Genomic DNA, 19,749 nt, shown 5'->3' with positions numbered 1-19,749 from the left:
CTCTGCACTACGGCGACGCCTTCTCGGCCCGCCGTACCGCGCTGGGCACGTCGATCTGCACGGCTGCCGGCAGTTGCTGGATGCGTAACTCGCCGTTCTGCCACTCCACCGTTTCGCCGTTGACGCTGGCCTTGCCGGGCTCGCCCTGGTATGGCCAGGCGAAGACCACACCGCCGGGCGGCATCAGCAGGCCGGGCTGCAACTGCAGCGTCAGCTGCTTCTCTGTGCGCTGCAGACTGTAATTGAGACGCCCATACGGGGTGCGCAATTCGGCAATCGCAATCCCCTTGCCTTCGAACCAGCGCGTCGGCGTGCCGGCGGCGATCACGATGCTCTGATCCGCTTCGCGCGTGTAGGCGAACATGTCCAGTACCGAGCGCACGAAGTCCGATGCCACCCAGGCATGCGGCAGATCGCCGACGAAGAACGGCGTGCGCGGCGTGCGCGACACCACTTCCGCCCACTGGTTCCAGGGCTGGGGCGCACGGTCCTTGAAGAAGAACGTGGTGGCGTCCCAGGCGCGCTCGCGCCAGCCGAGCCGTACGAACGCGGCGACGTTGCGCCACTCGTAGGGGGTGTAGTCCTTCCATTCGCGCTTGCCGTCGCGGCGGTCGGAGAACTCTTTCCAGTAGCGTTCGAAGGTGTTGTTCAACAGCTCCTGCGGCAGCCGCTGCTGTTCGCCGCCCGGTGTCAGCGCGATGGTGGTGGAGGTGGCATCGAAATCGCCGAGCTCGGCCGAGCCGGGCAGGAAATCCAGGGCGTGCTGGCGCACTGCCGCGCCCAGCGAGGCGATCAGGTCGCCGCTGAACTCATCGCGCGCAGCGCCGAAGCGGGCGAGGTCCTCCGGCTTGTCGAGCGCACCGGCCAGCATCGCGGCGTCCTTGTAACCGCGCAGTGCCCAGAAGTTGTCCCAATACGAATGCACTGGCTTGGCCGAATAGCCTTCGTGGCTGATCGAGACCGGCATCATTCCGTAGAAGGCCGGATTACGCATGAAATTCTCTTCGGTACGTTCGCTGGCGCGCAGTTTTTCCATGTAGTCGAACGCGCCGGTGACGTGCGGCCACATTTTTTCCAGGAATGGCCTGTCGCCGGTGTAGCGGTAGTACTCGGCGATGTTGTAGATCAGCTCGCCATGGCTGTCGTTCTCCGGCACCGGATCGCTGCCGCGATCGTCCACACAGCACGGCACCATGCCGTCGGCGAATTGGTAGGGAGCGAACCAGTCGACGTAGTCGCGCACCACGTCCTCGCGGCCGAGCCGCAGCAGCCCTTCGGAAATCATCGCGCCATCGCGGATCCAGCTACGCGAATACGAGCGCGTGCCCGGCTGCAGACGCGGCCCGATACGCGAGATCAGCATATGCGCCAAGGCGGTGCGCAAGGTGTCGACCACCGGCTTGCCTTCGACCGGCACGCTGATGCGTACCCGATCGAGCTTGTTGCGCCATTGCTGTGCCACCTGTCGCTGCGCGGTCTCGGCATCGAAACCGGCCGGCAGTTGCGCCGCACCGGTCTGTGGAATCACCAACGCCACTTCGCGCCGTTGGCCGGGCTCCAGCTTCCAGCGATACAGCAGCACGCCCGAGGCCAGGCCGGTCTCGTCCTTGACCTGGCTGGTGCTGGGCGGTGTTGCGGCGGTGAGATGGCCAACATCCATGCCGCTGTCGAAGGCGCTGGCGAAGCCGGCGTCCGGGCGCTGCGCTGCGAACACGCGCGGCCTGCCGTTGACGCTGACCTGGCCGCCGTCCACGGACAGTTGCTCGATGCGGCTGATGCCGCCCAGGGTGTTGAGGAACTGCGATGGCGGGTTGACCTGAAACGGCCGCACCGCCAGCGCCAGGGTGAATTCGCGCGCGTCCTTTCCGGTGTTGTGCAACTGGTAGCGTGCGACCAGCTGCGCCTGCTCCGGCGTGCCTTGCACGAACGCAGTGACGCGCAGGTTCATCAGGTCGTGGTGCCAATCCACGCTGGGGATGGGCAGGTAGTCGTCCTGCAGGCTTTGCTCGCTGCTGACATCGGACCAGTGCAGGACCTTGCCGCCGGTGACCACGAACGGCTCGATGCTGAAACCGCCCTTGCCCACTTCCACCGCGCCGTCTTCGCCGATCAGGCCCTGCTCGGTGCCGCCATCCAGGCCCAGGATGGTCCAGTACGGCTGCTCGCCGGAGAAACCACGCGGATAACTGCCACGCGGCGTCTGCGCAGCCACCGACTTGATGAAGTCGTTGGGCGTGGCCGCGAACGCCAGCGGCTGCACCTGCACTTCCTTGATGCCGTAACGCCAGTTCGGACCGTCCTTGAGGTCGAAGCGGAGATAACGCGCCTCGGTATCGGGCAAGGCCAACCAGTCGGTGCCGCCGGCACCGGCGGTCACCGTGCGCAGGTCGCGCCAGCTACGTCCGTCGCTGGAGGAGCGCACCTGGTATTGCGAAGCCTGCAAGCCTGGTACCCACTGCACCACGGCACCGCCGAATTCGCGCACCTTGCCCAGGTCCAGGGTGACGGTCTGTTGCTTGACCGCGCCGCTGAGCCAGAAGGTGTCCGGCTTGCCGTCCGCCAGGCGCTGTTCCAGTGCCGGCGCGGTGTCGGTGATGGCCTCGGCCTTCAGCGGCGAGGTGTCTTCCGCCGGTAGCGGCGTCAGGGTCAGACGATCGAAGCACACCGTGCCCTTGCCGCCGACCTTGTTATAGATGGTGAATTCCACGTCCGCGCTGCTGCGCAGTTGCTTGTCCGCGCCCGGGCCCCAGGCCTTTTCGATATTGCGCTTGCGGTAGTTGAACGTGGCCCAGTTCTTCGGGAAGTTGAAGCCCGGCCGGTTGACCCACCACACGTTGTCGCCGCTGGCGTCGATCAGCTTGAACTGCAGGTCGTTGGAGGGCGATTCGCCGCGCAGCGCGAACGACATCCGGTAGTTGTCCGGATAGGTGATCGGCAATGAGCGACGGATGCCGACATAGCCGGACACGCCATTGAAGTTGTAATCCAGGCAGAGCGCGTGTCCGCCAGAAGTGGTGGCTACCGGGCGCAGCGAACCGCTCACCTGGTTGGACACTACCAGTCGCCAGGCGCTGATGTCGTTGAAGCCGTCGAGCACGCGCTCCTGCGCCTGCGCCGCGCCCGAGGCGGCAAGGGCGGTCATCGCAAACAGTCGCAGGAACACTGGCTTCACCCCTTCACACTCCCCAGCAGAAGACCTTGGATGTAGTAACGCTGCAGCGCCAGGAACAATAGCAGTACCGGAATCACCGTCACCACCGCACCGGCCATCATCAGTTCCACGTCCATGATGTGCTCGCGCGACAGTGCTGCCAGCGCCACCGGCAAGGTGTACTGCTCCTGGTCGGTGAGCACGATCAGCGGCCACATGAAGTCGTTCCACGAGCCCATGAAGGTGAAGATGGTCAGGGTGACCAGCACCGGCTTGAGCATCGGCAGCACGATCTGGAAGAAGATCCGCAGTTCGCTGGCGCCGTCGATGCGCGCGGCTTCGATCAGTTCGTCGGGGATGCTGCGCGCGTACTGGCGCACGAGGAAGATGCCGAACACGGTGGCCAGCGCCGGCACCACCACCCCGCCGATGCTGTTGACCAGATGCAGCTGCTTCATCAGCAGGAACAACGGCAGCATCGCCACCTGCGCCGGGATCACCAGCGCCGCCATCAGGATCTTGAACAGGCGTTCGCGGCCGACGAAGTGCAGCTTGGCGAAGGCATAACCGGCCATGGTGTTGATCAGCAAGGAGCCGAGTGTGATCAGCCCCGACACCAACAGGCTGTTGGCGAAGTTGCGCGCCATGCCGGTGCGCGCGAACAGCTCGTGATAGTTGGCGGTGGTGAACGACGATGGCAGCAGCGGCGGCGGGAAGCGGCTGGCTTCGCCGGTCGGCATGAACGACACCGACAGCATCCACAGCAGCGGCGCCAGGCTGATCACCGCCAGCAGCACCAGCCCGCCGTTGATCAGCACGGCATTCCAAGGCGACTCGCCGACATCACGACTCATATCAAATCCTTCTTGCGGCCGAAGCGCAGCATCACCGTGGTCACCGTCAGGATGATCAGGAACAACAGGAACGCCACGGCCGAGGCGCGGCCGAGGTTCCACCACTTGAAGCCTTCCTCGAACATGAAATACAGCACGCTCACGGTGCTCTGCAGCGGGTCGCCGCGGGTCATCACATAGGGTTCGGCGAACAGCTGGAAGTAGCCGGAAATGGTGATCACGCCGACCACCATCAGCACCGGGCCCAGCATCGGCAAGGTGATGTGCAGGAACTGCTTCCAGCGCGAGGCGCCGTCGATGCGCGCGGCTTCGTACAGGTCCTGCGGAATGGCCTGCAACCCGGCCAGGAAGATCACCATGTTGTAGCCGAAGTTCTTCCACACCGCGAACAGCATGATGGTGGGCATGGCCCAGCGCGGATCGCCCAGCCAGTCGATCGGGGCGATGCCCAGATGGGCCAGACCGAAGTTCACCAGGCCGTACTTGATGTGGAACAGATAGCGCCAGATCACCGCCACCGCCACCAGCGTGGTCACCACCGGGGCGAACAGCGCGGTGCGGAACAAGGCCTTGAAGCGCGAAGCCTTGGCGTTGAGCAGCAGCGCCGCGCCCAGCGACACGCCGATGGACATCGGCACGCCCAGCAACACGAAGTACGTGGTATTCCACAACGACTTCCAGAACAGCGGCGTCTGCAGCAGCTCGATGTAGTTGCCCGGACCGACGAAACGCAGATGGCTGCTGTCGGCCAGCGCGTACAGGTCGAAGTCGGTGACACTGAGCACCAGCGCGGCCAGTACCGGCACGCCAAAGAACATGCCCAGTACCAGGATCGATGGCGCGGCGAACACCCAGCCGGCGATGGAGGTGCGGCGCATCATCGGGTGGCTCCGGTGGCGGCGGTGGGCGGCATCGCCTCGGCGGCAGGCCCGACATGCCCGCCTTCCTGCTCGAAGATCCAGCGGCGTTTGGCCAGGATGTCGTCCACGCGTTTGTCCAGTTCCTGCACGGCGGCCTCGTGCGATTGACCGCCGCGCACCACTTGCTCGGTCACCAGGCGCATCTCCTGCACGATGCGCTCCCATTCCAGCACCTTGGGCGTGGCCTTGACCCGCTCCAGCTGGTCGCCGAAGGCGCGGGCCAGTTCGTCGTTGGCCAGCGACGGCAGCTGCCAGGTACTGCGCCGCGGCGGCAGGTCGCCGATGATGGCGTGGAAACGCGCCTGTACCTGCGGCTGCGACAGGTATTCGATCAGCTTCCAGCTGGCGTCCTTGTGCTGCGAGGACTTGAAGATGACCAGGCTGGAGCCGCCGGCAATGCCCGCGCCGGGGCCGTTCGGACCGGGCAACGGCGCGGTACCCCACTTGCCTTGCATGCCGGGTGGCTGGCGCAGCTTGAACTCGCGCACATTCCAGGGGCCTGACAGATAGAACGCGTAGTACCCGTTGAAGAATTCGTACCAGACGTTGGACACCTGGGTTTCGGAGACCTTCGGCGCCCAGCCGTTCTGGTACATGCCGTCGTAGAACGCCAATGCCTTGCGGAAGCCGGCGCTGCGGAAATTGCCGTAGTTGTCGTGGTCGCGCAGCAGGCGGTCGTCCTGCTGCAACGCGAAGGAGAGCTGCTGCTCGAACTCGTTGAGCGGCATCAGGATCGCATAGCGGTCCGGCCCGACATTGCGCTTGATGGCCGCCATCGCCTGCTCCATGCCGGCCCAGGTCGTGGGCATCGCGTCGTAGCCGGCTTCGCGCAGCAGGTCCTTGCGATAGAACAACAGCCGCGTGTCCACATACCACGGCACCCCATACAGGGTGCCATCGATCACGTTGGTGTCCCACACGCCGGGAAAATAGTCCGCCGGGTCGACGATGCTGGAGCGCGCCACGTACGGCTGCATCGGTTCGAGCGTGTCCAGCAGGGCGAACTCGGGCACCCAGGTGTTGCCCAGTTGGCACACGTCGGGCAGGCCATCGGCGGCGAAGGCGGTCAGCAGTTTCTCGTGCGCCGCGGTCATCGGGATGTTCTGCACGTCGACGCGGATATCCGGATGCTGCTTTTCGAAATCGGCCACCAGTTCGGCGACCACTTCGGCCTCCTTGCCCATGGCCCAGAACCGCACGGTCGTCTGCGCCGGATCGGTGCGGCTGCATCCCGCCACGCCTGCGCACAGGACGGCGACCATCATCAGCAGGGTCAGGAGGCGCACGGATTACTCGGGTTTGGGGCGTTGCGAGGAATTCTGCCGCTGCGAAGGGTCTTGCTGGGCCTGGGCGGCGGCGGCGCGCGATTCGGCCATGCCCAGCGACCGCGCAGCGGCCCTCTGCTCGTCCTTCTGCGGGAGCGGCTGCGGTTCACCCTCGGGGGTGAGCCAGCCACCGGTGAATCCGGCCCGCTCCAGCCCGCTACGGACGTAGGCGTTCTTCTTCATCACGTTCCAGACGAATTCGTTCTGATAGTTGGCGATCATCGCCAGAATCGGCCCCTGGTCGATGCCGATGTAGTCGCCCGCCACCCAGCCCCGGTTCGGAATCATACGCCCGGTCTTGAGCGGGATGTCGTAGTTGAAGCTGGGATTGAACGAATCCAGGAAACCATAGCTGGAGTACAGGAAATCGCCGTAGCGCTTGTGCATCTCCTCGGTGGCAGGAATCACCACTTCCGGTGCGAACACGATCGAGGAGATCGCCGCGGTCGGCGCGATGGTGCCATCGTCGAAGTTCTCGCGCAGGCCGGCGCCGCGCGAGGAATAGTGGCGGAACTGCCGCTGCTCGCCACGGTATTCCTGGCTGGTGTTCTGCGGGCCATCGCCGGCGGTCAGGCCCCAGACGTTCTCGCCGTAGTCCTTCCACTTCATCGGATTGTCGATGGCATAGTCGCGCTGGGCCAGCGTGGCGCGCCGGCTGTTGAGGAAGTAGTCGATGCCGCGTTCGCGCATGTACTGGTCCTGGATATCGCGGAAGTCGATCCAGACATGGCTGTACTGGTGGCCGAACATCGGGCCGAAAGACAGGTATTCCTGGCCCTGGTATACGCCCCAGTCGTTGTTGTAGGTGCGGGTCCAACTGGTCCAGGCGTCCGGGTCCACCCCGTGGGTGGGCGAACCGAGCGCCAGGATGTACAGCATCATCGCCTCGTTGTAGCCCATCCAGTCGTGGTTGATGAAGCCGCTCTCGGGGAACCAGCCCATCGAGATCAGCGGCGCACGCTGTTGCAGCCAGCGCCAGTCCACCCGCTTGTACAGCGTGTCGGCGAGCTGGCGGATCTCCTTCTCGCGCGGATCCTCGCCATCGTAATACGACTGCGCGAACAGCACGCCCATCATCAGCAGCGCAGTGTCCACGCTCGACAGCTCGACCCAGCTGTCGTAACGCGCGCCCTGCTGCATGTCCAGAAAGTGGTAATAGAAACCCTTGTAGCCGGCCTTGCCGGTCCTCTGCGGCCCCATGGGCGCATCGCGGAAGAACTTGAGGGTGATCAGGGTGCGGTCCACCGCCTGGTTGCGGCTGATCCAGCCATTCTCGATGCCGATCGGATAGGCCGTCAGCGCGAAGCCGACCGAGGCGATGCTGGCGAACGGGCGCGACGGAAACCGGTCAGGCGACAGACCATTGACCTCGTTGGTGGTGTCCCAGAAGAACTGAAAGGTACGCCGTTCGATATCGGAAAACAGCGGGGGCAGCGGCGGCTTGACCGGCTTGGGCGGCAATTGCGCCTCGATCAGGATCACTTTGACCGGCGCCTTCTTCTCCGCCACCTTGGGCTCCTCGGCCTGTTTGCAGGACGCCAGCACCAGCACGCCCAGCAAGAATGGAATCGTCAACCAACGCGACGCAGTGCCCCTGTCCATCCGTCCCCCACTTATGTAATCGATTACATTTCGCACACAAACCTACCCTATCCAGACGCCGAGTTCGACCGCCCCGGCGTATGCCCGGGCAGCTGGTGACTTCACCAGTTCAGGCCGAGGGCCCGAGGGAAGGTCCGCATCGGCGATGCCAGCGCTCCGCTCGGAGTGCCCTAAGCCGTGTTCAAGCCCCGCAATAGTCCGGTATCGCCGTTGAAGGCGGCGTAATTGCCGCGGGCGATCCCGCCGAGGATATCCTCCCCCACCTTGAATGTGGCACGGCGCCGGTATCGTTCGGGGGCGGCGGCAATGCCGAAGTCCTTGTCGCCGAACGTCCCGTCCGGGGTGGCGCATGGTGTCTCCTGAGAGCTGTCGTGGTGGCGTTGCGGCGTTGCAGGAACGAGCGCCGGGTGGAAAGGACGTCCGGACGGTCATGCACCGGGCGCGCCGGCGCCGCAGGACGCGCGTATTGCCAGTTCGGGCGCAAGCAGCCGGCGGCCGCCATCGTCATAGTCATGGTCAGGTGCTTCCACCAGCCGCAGCAATCGCGCCATGGCCTGCTCGCCCAGTCGCGCAATGCTGACCCGCATGGTGGTCAGTGCCGGATGGACGAAACGGGCCAGCGGAATGTCGTCGAAGCCGGCCAGTGCGACATCGGCGGGAACGCGGATACCGGCCTGAGCGAAGGCGTACAGGCAGCCGAGCGCCGCCATGTCGTTGGCGGCGAACACCGCATCGGGCAGCGTACCTTCGGCCAGCATCGCCAAACCGGCGCGGTGGCCGGAGGCTTCGTCGAAGTCGCCCGGATACTCGACGCCCTGCGCCTGGCTGCCGGCTGCGGCCATGGCATCGCGGAAGCCGCGCAGGCGCTCGCGCGCGTCGAAGTTCAGGGCCGGCCCCCCGATGAAGGCGATGCGCCGGTGGCCGATACGTAATAGATGCTCGGTCATGGCCACGGCGCCGGCATGGTCGTCGATGCTCAGCACCGGATACCCGCCACCGGGCAGATGGGCATTGATCAGCACCGTCGGCAGGGCCTGCGGCAGGTTGTCGGTCAAAAAACCCGGTTGCTCGGCGTAGGGAGAGAGCACCAGCAGCCCGTCCACCCTGCCGCGCATGGCCCGCAACGCCCTGCCCTGGGCCTCCGGATCGCCGTGATAACTGGACACCAGCAGATGCCGGCCGGCAGCGCGCGCGGCGCCGTCGATGCCGCGGATCAACTCGGAGAAGAATTCGCCGTAGAGATCGGGAAGCACCACCCCCATGGTCTGGGTACACCGGCTGCTCAGGCTGCGGGCGGCGGCATGCGGGCTGTAGCGCAGGCGTCGTGCCACCTGCACGACCTGCTCACGCACCGGGCCGGCCACGTTGTCATGCCCATTGAGCGCGCGCGACACGGTCGCTACGGACACCTGCGCTTCCCTGGCAACGTCTTTGATGGTGACCGCGCCCTTGACCATCGTGCCGCCCTCTGCGACCGGATTGCTGAAACTGGCGCGGACTGTAAGCGTTTTCATGACCGGGCGTAAACCCCTCTCCTTACGCCGGTGAAAACGCTTACGGATCAAGCGTCTCCCGGTGACGGGGCCGTGAATTGATGTGCTGCGGCGCAACAAATACGTACCCACGTGTCCACAAGCGAAAGGAGACGGTGACCACAATCTGATAGTCCGGTGATGCGCAATCGCAGCGCAGGCGATGGGCTTTAGAAACGGAGAGGCCAAGTCCCCGACTGCCGATACACGACTTGCGTAGCAACGCGGCAGGCGGCGGCAGGCGCTATCGGTCCTGTCCTTGTGCCCTGCCGCAATCGGACCACTGCGATCTGGTCGCGTGGTCGGCGCTTACCCCGCCTCGCCCGGCGCGATCGCCTTGATCGACAAGGCATGGATATCGCTCTGCATCATCTCCCCGACCGCCGCATAGACGGCCCGGTGCCGGGCCAACGGCGGCTTGCCGACGAACGCAGCACTGACCACCCGCACATTGAAATGCCCACGTCCATCGCGGGCGCCGGCGTGGCCGGCATGCCGCTGGCTGTCGTCCACCACGTCCAGTTCGGTGGGCGCCAGCGCCGACTGCAGCGCCGCGCGGATCCGTTCGACCCGGCTCATGGCAGCACCCGCCGGAACGGCCGGACCTCGGTGCGTCCATAGACACCCGCTTCCACATACGGATCGGCGTCGGCCCACGCACGTGCCTGCTCCAGGGCGTCGAATTCGGCGATCACCACGCTGCCACTGAAGCCGGCCGGACCTGGATCCTCGGCATCGATGGCCGGGCATGGCCCCGCCACCAGCAGCCGCCCGGCTGCTGCCAGCGCCTGCAGGCGCACCAGATGGGCCGGTCGCGCCTGTTGCCGCGCGGCCAGTGCATCGGCCCGGTCATACCCCTCGATTACGTACCACACACGCCACCTCGCCAAGGACTTGAAGATCACCACGCCAATTCTAGCCGGCGCGGCGCTGGACACCGCCCCCGCGCACGCATTACCCTTGACTGCACTGCCACACGCAGCCGGACGCAGCGGCCCGTCGGCCCAGGCTCAACGCTCTTCCCGACGACCGATTCGCTGCCCAACGCCGGCCCGCGTAGACGACCTCCTCGCTGTTCCGTCGCCGCATGCCATACGGCGCCTGCTTGCATGTGGATTGGCGTATGTAGATGTGTGGGATCGTGCCGGCGCAGGCACGACATTGATCGCAATAACTCAAGGCAAAGCCCTGCAGGCGCGGCTTAAGACCGCGACCGGCGACCGCAAGACCCGATGTCGACCTGATGAATTCCGAACTCGCGCACGCCGCGACTCCGCCAGCCACGAGCGCGCCGCCACAGCAGCAGGAAATGCCGCTGGCGGTGGTGCATGGGCAACCGGTGCTGCAGATCCCGCAGGATCTGTACATCCCGCCGGATGCGCTGGAAGTCATCCTGGACGCGTTCGAAGGCCCGCTGGACCTGCTGCTGTACCTGATCCGCCGGCAGAACCTGGACATCCTGGACATCCCCGTCGCCGAGATCACCCGGCAGTACGTGGACTACATCAATGTCATGCAGGAACTGCGCTTCGAGCTGGCCGCCGAGTATCTGGTGATGGCCGCGATCCTGGCCGAGATCAAATCGCGCATGCTGTTGCCGCGCCCGCCCAGCCAGGAGGGCGAAGAGGAAGACCCGCGCGCCGAACTGGTGCGCCGGCTGCAGGAATACGAACGCTTCAAGCAGGCCGCCGAGGATCTGGACACCTTGCCGCGCATGGGCCGCGACAGCGCGCCGGTGCAGGCGCATCTGCCCGAGCGCGCGGCGGTCAAGCTGCCGCCGCCGGTGGAGCTGAAAGAGATGCTGATGGCGCTGTACGACGTGCTCAAACGCGCCGAGCTGTTCACCGGGCATGCGATCAAGCGCGAGGCGCTGAGTGTGCGCCAGCGCATGGGCGATGTGCTCGGCCGCCTGGACGACGGCAAGTTCTACCGTTTCGAATCGCTGTTCACTGCCGAAGAAGGCAAGCTCGGCGTGCTGGTCACCTTCCTGGCGCTGCTCGAATTGGCCAAGGAGCAGTTGCTGGACATCGTGCAGGAAGCGCCGCTGGCGCCGATCTACGTGAAGTCGCTGGCGTTGGGCAATACCAATGCGCCGCTGCAATTCTCCAGCGAATTCGACGACAGCGATGCCGCCAACGAACCCACCTGAAGCCGATCACCGAATGGATCAAGCGCTGATCACCCGCATCGTCGAAGCCGCCCTGCTGGCGAGCAGCCAGCCGCTGACGCTGGCGCAGCTGCAGGGGCTGTTTCCCGAGGAAGAGCCGGCGCCGCCCGGCAGCGTCGAACGTGCGCTGGAGCTGTTGCGCGAAGGCTGCGCAGAACGTGGCGTGGAACTGGTCGAAGTGGCCTCCGGCTTCCGCTTCCAGGTCAAGGCCGATGTGCATGGCTGGGTGGCTCGGTTGTGGACCGAGCGCCGTACCAAGTACACCCGGGCCACGCTGGAGACCCTGGCGCTGATCGCCTATCGCCAGCCGATCACCCGCGGCGAGATCGAACAGGTCCGCGGCGTGGCCGTCAGCAGCAACATCATCCAGGCCCTGGAGGAACGCGAGTGGATCCGCGTGGTGGGCCACCGCGACGTTCCCGGCAAGCCTGCCCTGTTCGGCACCACCAGGGGCTTTCTGGATTACTTCGGGCTCAAGCGCCTGGACGAGCTGCCGCCCCTGTCCGAATTGAAGGACATTGCCGAGCTGGACCCGCAACTGCCGCTGGACCGTGACGGCCAGCTGGACGGCGTAGTCCCGGCAGCGGCAGCGATGAGCGCCGACCAGGATGGGACCGATGCCGCCAACGCCGATGCGGCCGATGACGCCGCCGGCGGCGAAACGGCTGCAGATGCCGATGCGGGCGACGCCCCGGCAGCGGCCGACGCCGGCGCCATTTCGGCCGAGTCCACCGCCAACACCGTTGCCCTGGCCGATGAAGAGAACGCCGGCCCCGCCGATAACAACGGCAGCGAGGCAGCCGACGACGTTGAGGGCGGTGCAACCGAGCGCAGCGGCGCAGCGGACCACGCATCCGACACCGACCAGCACGATGCCGGCACCGGCGACGAGCGCGCTGCCGACGATCGCCCCACCGCCCCACCGCAACACCCCGAGCCTGACTCGGCGCAGGACCCGAACACGCAAGATCCCGATGCCGCCCGCGAGGGCGACCCCGACACCGCGCCGGGCACGCGCGCGGATGCAGTGAACGAAGACGAAGACAACGCCGTCGCGACGACGACCGTGGCTGTTGACGAAGCCGATTCCGACCCAGAGGCCGACCCGCAACGCGGCGGCCGGAGCCAGACACATGAGTGACACCCCCCGCAAGCTGTCGTTGAACAAGCTCTCCCTCAAGCGCGACAGCGCGCCCGAAGCGCCCAAGCTGGAAGAGCGCCTGCACAAGGTGCTGGCTCAGGCCGGCCTGGGTTCGCGCCGCGCGCTGGAGCAGCGCATCGCCGATGGCCTGATCAAGGTCAATGGCGCCGTCGCGCAGACCGGCATGTCGGTGCGCAGCGGCGACAAGATCGAACTGGACGGGCGCAGCTTCGTGGCCAGCGCGCTGACCGAACCGGCGCGCGTGCTGATCTACAACAAGCCCGAAGGCGAAGTGACCACCCGCGAGGATCCCGAAGGCCGCCCGACCGTGTTCGAGTCGTTGCCGGCACTGAAGGGTTCGCGCTGGATCGCGATCGGCCGCCTGGACATCAACACCACCGGCCTGCTGCTGCTCACCACCGACGGCGAGCTGGCCAACGCGATGATGCACCCCTCCTACGAGGTCGAACGCGAATACGTGGTGCGCGTACGCGCCCCGGAGGGCGAGGAAACCGTCTCCGACGCCATCATCGAGCGCCTGTCGCGCGGCGTGCTGCTGGAAGACGGCGGCGCCAAGTTCGACGAGATCGAACGCATCGGCGGCACCGATTCGCACGACTGGTTCCGCGTGGTGGTCAAGGAAGGCCGCAACCGCGAAGTGCGCCGCCTGTGGGAATCGCAGGGCTGCCAGGTCAGCCGCCTCAAGCGCAGCCGCTACGGCAAGATCGCGTTGCCGCGCGAGTTGCGGCGTGGGCAGTCGGTGGAAGTGGCGCAGGACAAGGTCGAGGCCTTGCGTGCCGAGCTCAAGCTGGAAGAAGGCGCCCCCTCGGCGCTGACCCTGCAGCCGGTGATCGGCCAGCGCCGTGCGGCCAAGTCCACCGTGCACGTGGCGCGCGATGGCGGCCGCAGCAATGCCTACGTCAATGGGCAGACCTCCGGTGCCGACGAAGGCCGCGAGCTACGCCGCTTCGACAACTTCCGCGAAGAGCGCAGTGGCCGCGGTCGCGGCAAGTCCGGCGGATTCAAGGGCGGGCTGACCGTCAGTGGCGAGGCGGCGGCCAAGCAGTCGCAGCAGCGTCCGTTCAAGCAACGCGGCCCGGCCAAGGGCGACCGCTCGCTGCCGGAGGGCAACCCGGCCGCGTTCCGCAGTTGGTATGTGCCCGATGGCGTGAGCACCGGCCCCAGCGGCCACCGCAATGCCGGTCCTGGCGGCAACAGCAGCGGCCAGGCCCGTCCTTATGCCAAGAAGGGTCCGGGCGGTGCACGTCCGGGTGCCGGCGGCCAGGGCCGCGGCGGCGCCGGTGGTCAAGGCCAGTCGCAGGGCCAGGGGCAGCGCAAGCATCCCTATGGCCACCCAGGCAACGCGCCGATCTTCCCGTCCGATCACGCCACCCCGGGCTTCAGTCCGTACGGCGCGGCGCGGCCTGCCGGTCGCCCCGGCGGCGGTCGTCCGGGTCCTGGCGGCAACCGTGGCCCGGCATCGGCCAACCGCGGTCCCGGCGGCGCACCGCGCGGCCCGGGCGGCCGGCCTCCGGGCGGTGGCAACCGTCGCCCGCCCGGTGGCGGCAATCGCGGTCGCTAAGTCCTGGCGGCGGAGACCTGCAATAAAAAACGGCCCTGCAAAGGGCCGTTTTCATATGCGCCTGCCGGCGGCGTGACCGCAGGTTGAGTGCCACCAGCCAGGCCTGCAGCAAGGTTGCCTGCACATTCGGCTCGACGATCGTGGCATCGGGCAATCGGCAGGTGCCGCGTCATCGCAACACGCGCGATCGGAGGCGCGCGCGCTCCTGATGAAACGGCTTACTTGCGGCGCTCGATCACGAAGTTGCCGACATTGACGCCCAGGTCCACGCCTTCGCCGGTGCCGGCCAGCGCAAGCGAGATATCGCCCTTGGTGACCACCTGTGCGGTACTCGACTTCACCACGCCCGCGTGCGCTTCGGCAGCGGCGTAGGTGCCGAACAGATCGTCGAGGCTGTACGCACCGGAGAAGGTGCCGCGGCCGCCGGTGATCTTCGACTTGCCGACGGTCAGCCCGCCCCCCTTGCTGGAGATCCTGACCGGAATCACCGCGCCGTTGTCGCACTTGATGGTGCCGGTGCCGCTGGCGGTCTTGTAGAACACCGACCAGCCGGAGAGGTTGAACGAAAGCTGGCAATCGATATTGCCGGCGGCCTGCGCCTGTGGAGCCAGCGTTGCCGCGCCAAGCAGCGCGAGAAGAGACAGTGACTTGAGCATGGATGCGTTGCCGGTGGTGGAAGTGGCGCGAGACTAGCAGCGCCGATGTAGCAGTCGCGACAACGCCCGGGCATGGGCGCCAATGCCGTTCAGCGCAGCATTAGCTGCCGCCACGACGCAGCGGCCGCTGCAAACCGCGCCCATGGCGTGGGATCATGGCGGCATGTCACGCCCTGCCCTCCTGCTGTTCGCCGCCCTCCTGGCGCTGCCGCCGTCTGCACGGTGCGCCGATGCGATTCCCACCCAACGCTATACCGTGGTGCGCAGCTATCCGCACGACACCACCGCCTTCACCGAGGGCCTGTTCTTTCGCGACGGCCATCTTTACGAAAGCACCGGGGAGCTGGGCCAGTCCCGGGTGCGCAAGGTCGAGCTGGAGACCGGCCGGGTGCTGCAGCAGGTGGAAACGCCGCTGCCCTACTACGGCGAAGGCATCGTGGCCTGGGAAGACCGGCTGATCCAGCTGACCTGGCGCAACCAGCGCGGCTTCATCTACGACCTGGCCACCTTGCAACCACGCGCGCAGTTCAGCTACCCCGGCGAAGGCTGGGCACTGACCAGCGATGCGCACACCATCTACATGAGCGACGGCAGCGCGCGCATCCGCAAGCTGGATCCGCAGAGCCTGAAGCAGACCGGCAGCATCACCGTCACCGCACGCGGCCGGCCACTGGACAATCTCAACGAGCTGGAATGGGTCAAGGGCCAGCTGCTGGCCAATGTCTGGCTGACCACTCGCATCGCACGCATCGACCCGGCCAGCGGCAAGGTCATCGCCTGGATCGACCTCAAGGCACTGGCGCCGGCCCCCGACACACTGACCGACCCCAGCAACGATGTCCTCAACGGCATCGCCTACGACGCCGAACACGATCGCCTGTTCGTCACCGGCAAGCGCTGGCCGAAGATCTATGAGATCGAGGTGGGTGAGTAGCCGGGATTGGGGATTGGGGATTGGTAACAGCGGGCACGCTGGCACCTGAGCCGCAGTGGCTTTTACGAATCCCGAATCTCTAATCCCTAATCCCGAATCTCTAATCCCTAATCCCTAATCCCTAATCCCTAATCCCGAACTTATCCGCATCCAGCATTGCGGGGAAGCGGGCGCGGTGTTCGGCCAGCGCGGTTGCGCTGATGGTGGTAGTGACCACCTGCTCGCGCTCGCGGATTTCCACCTGCGGTTGGCCGAGGAAATCGATCACCGCGCTGTCACCGGCGTAGTGCAACTGATTGCCGTCCACGCCGATGCGGTTGACGGCGGCGACGAAGCACAGGTTTTCGATCGCGCGGGCGCGCAGCAGCGTCTTCCAGGCGTAGGCACGTGCCGACGGCCAGTTGGCCACGAACAGCTGCAGGTCGAAATCCAGCTGACCCGGGCGCTCAACATCGAAGCGGTTGCGGCAGAACACCGGGAAGCGCAGGTCGTAGCAGACCTGTGGATTGATCCGCCACCCCTTCCATTCCACGCAAAGACGCTCGCGTCCGGCCGCGTAGCGAAGGTGTTCGTTGCCGAAGCGGAACAGGTGCCGCTTGTCGTAGGACTGCAACGCGCCATCGGGGGTGGCCCACAGCAAGCGATTGAACACCCCCTCGTCGGTGCGCAATTGCACGCTGCCGGTCACCGCTGCGCCCAGACGCGCCGCCTGCGTGCGCACCCAGTCCACCGTCGGCCCGTCCATGCCTTCGGCCTTGTCGATGGCGTCGTTGGAAAACCCGCTGGTGAAGGTCTCCGGCAGGATCACCAGATCGGTCTGCCCGGCCAACGGCTCCAGCAACGCGCCGTAGTAATCGCGATTGCCGGCCGGATCGTGCCAGCGGGTATCGCCTTGGATCAGGGAGATGCGAAGGTCGGTCATTGAAGGCTCGGGATTCGGGATTCGGGAGTGGGGATTCGAACGGCGGGTCTCGGGTAGCTTCCTGTCATCAGGCATTCTGCGAACTCGTCAACAAACGGCCAACCGCCGTTACGAATCCCGAATCCCCACTCCCGAATCCCAGCTCGTCAGAGCTGCTGCAAACGCTCGATCGCCGCATCCAGCGTTGCATCGTTCTTGGCAAAGCACAGCCGCACCAGGCGCTGACCAGCCGGGGCATTCTCGTAGAACGGCGACAACGGAATCGCGGCCACGCCCTTCTCGATCGTCAGCCACTTCACGAATTCGGTATCGGGCAGATCGCTGATCGCCGAGTAATCCACCAGTTGGAAATAGCCGCCGGGCACCGGCAGCGGCGTCAGGCGGGTGGTCAGCACCTGCTCGCGAAAACGGTCGCGCTTGGCCTGGTAGAACGCGCCCAGTTGCTCGTCGTGCTCGGGCTCGTCGCGGATCATCGCAGCGAAGGCGTGCTGGGCCGGACCGAAGCTGGTGAAGGTGTTGTACTGGTGCACCTTGCGGAATTCGGCGGTGAGCGCCGGCGGCGCGATGGCGTAGCCGATCTTCCAGCCGGTGCAGTGGTAGGTCTTGCCGAAACTGGAGATCACGAAGGCGCGTTCGCGCAGTTCCGGCCAGCGCAGTACCGACTCGTGACGGCGGCCGTCGAACACGATGTGCTCGTAGACCTCGTCGGACAGCAGGAAGATGTCGGTGCCGCGCAGCAGGTCGGTCAGCGCCTGCAGGTCGTCGGCCGAAAGCATCGCGCCGGACGGGTTATGCGGCGAGTTGATCATCAGCAGGCGCGTCTTCGGCGTGATCGCCGCGCGCAAGGCCTGCCAATCCACCGCGAACGTCTGCGGATCCAGCGCCACGTGCACCGCGCGCGCGCCGGCCAGGTCGATCGCCGGCTCGTAGCAGTCGTAGGCCGGGTCCAGCACGATGACCTCTTCGCCCGCGCGCACCACGGCGTGGATGGCGTTGAAGATCGCCTCGGTGGCGCCGCTGGTGACGGTGATCTCGCTGTCGGCATCGACCTGGGCGCCATAGCAACGCTGCGCCTTGCCGGCGATGGCCTGGCGCAGTGCCGCCACGCCGGTCATCGGCGGATACTGGTTGTGGCCGGCCGCCATGGCCTTGGTCAATTCGTCGACCAGCCGCTGCGGCACCGCGAAGTCGGGAAAGCCCTGGCCCAGGTTGACCGCGCCGTGCTCGGCCGCCAGCTGCGACATGACGGTGAAGATGGTGGTGCCCACCTTGGGCAGCTTGGTCGTGAGGGGCATCGCGCCGGTCCGGTCAGCAATCGGGGGACCGCGAGTGTACGCAAAGCGGCCCGGCCGGTGCGCCAGGCGCCGTGCAAAACAGCGTTCCCGGAGACATCGACGCCGTGCGCAGGCGCCCCGGCCAGCGGCCATCGTCGCTACAATGCGCGCCCTGCCCCTTCGCGTGGCGTGCCGGTCGCGCGCGCGATGGCATGCCCCCGTTCGCCCACCCCATGCCGTCCTGCGACGGGAGTCCGCTGCGCCGATGATCGAACCGCTGCACACTGCGCCCCCGCTGCTCGCGGCGCACGCGCTGGCCTTCAGCCGCAACGAGGAGCCGGTGTTCGGCCCGCTGGATTTCCACGTGGATGCCGGCGAAGCCCTGCTGGTGCAAGGCGACAACGGCGCCGGCAAGACCACGCTGCTGCGGGTACTGGCCGGGCTGTTGCAGGTGGAGCGTGGGCAGATCCAGATCGACGGCAAGACCGCGCGGCGCAGCGACCGCAGCCGCTTCATGGCCTACCTAGGCCACCTGCCCGGCCTGAAGGCCGACCTCAGCACGCTGGAAAACCTGCACTTCCTGTGCGGGCTGCATGGCCGCCGCGCCAAGCAGATGCCCGGCAATGCGCTGGCGATCGTGGGCCTGGCCGGTTATGAGGATGCCCTGGTGCGGCAGCTATCGGCCGGGCAGCGCAAGCGGCTGGGCCTGGCGCGGCTGTGGCTCTCGCCGGCGCCGCTATGGCTGCTGGACGAGCCCTACGCGAACCTGGACCTGGACGGCATCACCCTGGTCAACCGGATGATCTCCGCACACCTGCGCGGCGGCGGCGCGGCGCTGGTCACCACCCACGGCGCCTACGCCGCGCCACCGGTGCGCACCCGCATGCTCACCCTGGAGGCCGCGGCATGAGCACGCCGTCGTCACAGCCGTCCCTGTTGCAGGCCGCCCGCGCACTGCTGCGACGCGATCTGCAATTGCTGTGGCGCCGCCGCAGCGACGCGCTGCAGCCGGCACTGTTCGCGCTGCTGATCGTGGTGCTGTTCGCGCTTGGACTGGGCGGGCGCCCCGATCTGCTGGCCCAGGCCGCGCCGGCGGTGCTTTGGCTGTCGGTGCTGCTGGCCGGCCTGTTGTCGCTGGATGCCCTGTTCCGCAGCGACGTGGAAGACGGTTCGATGGAGCAATGGCTGCTGGCGTCGGTGCCGCTGGCCTGGTTGATCGCCGTACGCGTGCTGCTGCACTGGGCCACCAGCGCGCTGCCGTTGATCGCGGTGACACCGTTGCTGGGCGAATTGCTGCACCTGCCGCATGACCAATTGCCGGTGCTGCTGGCATCGTTGGCGCTGGGTACACCGCTTCTGAGCCTGCTCGGTGCCGTGGTCGCAGCGCTGACCGTCACCATGAAACGCTCTGGTATTCTCGTGGCGTTGCTGGCGTTGCCGTTGTACGTGCCGGTGCTGGTGTTCGGCGCCGGCAGCGTGGCGGCCAGCGGGCAAGGACAGGATGCGGTGGGCGCGTTGTTGCTGTTGGGCGCAGGCTTGGTGATCGGCATCGTGCTGGCACCGCTGGCGGCGGCGGCGGCGATCCGGATCTCGCTCAGCTGAGCAAGGTTGCAGATGCGCCATTGATGGGACACCGTAAGTCGCAAAGCGGTGTCGTACCGAAAGCTGTCTCCATGCAAAGAGCCATCG

Annotated in this window: 17 protein-coding genes; 6 read left to right on the top strand and 11 right to left on the bottom strand. The window is 66.5% G+C overall.

The features are described 5' to 3' along the window. Positions 1-7 precede the first annotated feature (7 nt). The 8 genes from LL964_RS00760 to LL964_RS00725 form a co-directional block, all read right to left on the bottom strand. On the bottom strand, positions 8-3,142 hold the full coding sequence (locus LL964_RS00760) for a discoidin domain-containing protein (protein WP_167395287.1): 3,135 nt from the start codon (positions 3,140-3,142) through the stop codon (positions 8-10). 26 nt (positions 3,143-3,168) lie between these two features. Then, entirely contained in the window at positions 3,169-4,005 is an 837-nt protein-coding gene (locus LL964_RS00755) for a carbohydrate ABC transporter permease (protein ID WP_104586995.1), read from the bottom strand. Next, positions 4,002-4,886 (bottom strand): carbohydrate ABC transporter permease, encoded by an 885-nt coding sequence (locus tag LL964_RS00750; protein ID WP_104586994.1) that lies wholly within the window; start codon positions 4,884-4,886, stop codon positions 4,002-4,004. The genes LL964_RS00755 and LL964_RS00750 overlap by 4 nt, the downstream gene beginning before the upstream one ends. Further along, positions 4,883-6,211, bottom strand: a complete 1,329-nt coding sequence (locus LL964_RS00745; RefSeq protein ID WP_104586993.1) for a sugar ABC transporter substrate-binding protein — start codon at positions 6,209-6,211, stop codon at positions 4,883-4,885. Before LL964_RS00745 ends, LL964_RS00750 begins: the two co-directional genes overlap by 4 nt. A gap of 3 nt (positions 6,212-6,214) precedes the next feature. After that, on the bottom strand, positions 6,215-7,852 hold the full coding sequence (locus LL964_RS00740) for a glucoamylase family protein (protein ID WP_104586992.1): 1,638 nt from the start codon (positions 7,850-7,852) through the stop codon (positions 6,215-6,217). A 428-nt stretch (positions 7,853-8,280) separates the two neighbouring features. Next, the gene (locus LL964_RS00735; RefSeq protein WP_104586991.1) at positions 8,281-9,309 is read right to left on the bottom strand and encodes a LacI family DNA-binding transcriptional regulator; all 1,029 of its coding nucleotides are present in this window, start codon (positions 9,307-9,309) and stop codon (positions 8,281-8,283) included. A gap of 384 nt (positions 9,310-9,693) precedes the next feature. Beyond that, entirely contained in the window at positions 9,694-9,963 is a 270-nt protein-coding gene (locus LL964_RS00730; protein ID WP_104586990.1) for a BolA family protein, read from the bottom strand. Beyond that, positions 9,960-10,259, bottom strand: a complete 300-nt coding sequence (locus LL964_RS00725; RefSeq protein ID WP_104587161.1) for a YciI family protein — start codon at positions 10,257-10,259, stop codon at positions 9,960-9,962. The genes LL964_RS00730 and LL964_RS00725 overlap by 4 nt, the downstream gene beginning before the upstream one ends. Positions 10,260-10,627: 368 nt before the next feature. Between LL964_RS00725 and LL964_RS00720 the strand changes: the two genes are divergently transcribed. Genes LL964_RS00720 through LL964_RS00710 form a run of 3 tightly spaced genes read left to right on the top strand, consistent with a single transcriptional unit; the run spans position 10,628 to position 14,274 of the window. Further along, positions 10,628-11,533, top strand: coding sequence for a segregation and condensation protein A (locus tag LL964_RS00720; RefSeq protein WP_104586989.1), 906 nt, complete (start codon positions 10,628-10,630; stop codon positions 11,531-11,533). Beyond that, entirely contained in the window at positions 11,511-12,692 is a 1,182-nt protein-coding gene (gene scpB / locus LL964_RS00715; protein ID WP_228329353.1) for an SMC-Scp complex subunit ScpB, read from the top strand. Before LL964_RS00720 ends, scpB begins: the two co-directional genes overlap by 23 nt. Further along, entirely contained in the window at positions 12,685-14,274 is a 1,590-nt protein-coding gene (locus LL964_RS00710) for a pseudouridine synthase (RefSeq protein ID WP_104586987.1), read from the top strand. The genes scpB and LL964_RS00710 overlap by 8 nt, the downstream gene beginning before the upstream one ends. A gap of 218 nt (positions 14,275-14,492) precedes the next feature. On the opposite strand, the gene LL964_RS00705 is transcribed toward LL964_RS00710, so the two are convergent. Continuing rightward, the gene (locus LL964_RS00705; protein ID WP_104586986.1) at positions 14,493-14,930 is read right to left on the bottom strand and encodes a hypothetical protein; all 438 of its coding nucleotides are present in this window, start codon (positions 14,928-14,930) and stop codon (positions 14,493-14,495) included. Positions 14,931-15,093: 163 nt separating this feature from the next. Here LL964_RS00705 and LL964_RS00700 point away from each other — a divergent pair, with 163 nt between their 5' ends. Continuing rightward, positions 15,094-15,864, top strand: coding sequence for a glutaminyl-peptide cyclotransferase (locus LL964_RS00700; RefSeq protein ID WP_104587160.1), 771 nt, complete (start codon positions 15,094-15,096; stop codon positions 15,862-15,864). Positions 15,865-15,985: 121 nt separating this feature from the next. Here the strand turns inward: LL964_RS00700 and LL964_RS00695 are convergent, their stop codons facing one another. Beyond that, positions 15,986-16,786, bottom strand: coding sequence for an amidohydrolase (locus LL964_RS00695; protein WP_104586985.1), 801 nt, complete (start codon positions 16,784-16,786; stop codon positions 15,986-15,988). Between the two features lie 146 nt (positions 16,787-16,932). Further along, positions 16,933-18,081, bottom strand: coding sequence for a pyridoxal phosphate-dependent aminotransferase (locus tag LL964_RS00690; protein WP_104586984.1), 1,149 nt, complete (start codon positions 18,079-18,081; stop codon positions 16,933-16,935). A 244-nt stretch (positions 18,082-18,325) separates the two neighbouring features. On the opposite strand from LL964_RS00690, the gene ccmA reads away from it, so the two are divergent. After that, complete coding sequence (ccmA, locus tag LL964_RS00685; protein WP_104586983.1) at positions 18,326-18,970, top strand: heme ABC exporter ATP-binding protein CcmA; 645 nt, start codon at positions 18,326-18,328, stop codon at positions 18,968-18,970. Beyond that, a complete protein-coding gene (gene ccmB / locus LL964_RS00680) occupies positions 18,967-19,662 on the top strand; it encodes a heme exporter protein CcmB (RefSeq protein ID WP_104586982.1) in 696 nt (231 codons plus the stop codon). Before ccmA ends, ccmB begins: the two co-directional genes overlap by 4 nt. Positions 19,663-19,749: the final 87 nt, after the last annotated feature.

Origin of the sequence: Xanthomonas melonis (genome assembly GCF_020783655.1) — a bacterium.
GTDB classification, from domain to species: domain Bacteria; phylum Pseudomonadota; class Gammaproteobacteria; order Xanthomonadales; family Xanthomonadaceae; genus Xanthomonas; species Xanthomonas melonis.
This window is presented reverse-complemented; position numbering and strand designations above follow the sequence as displayed.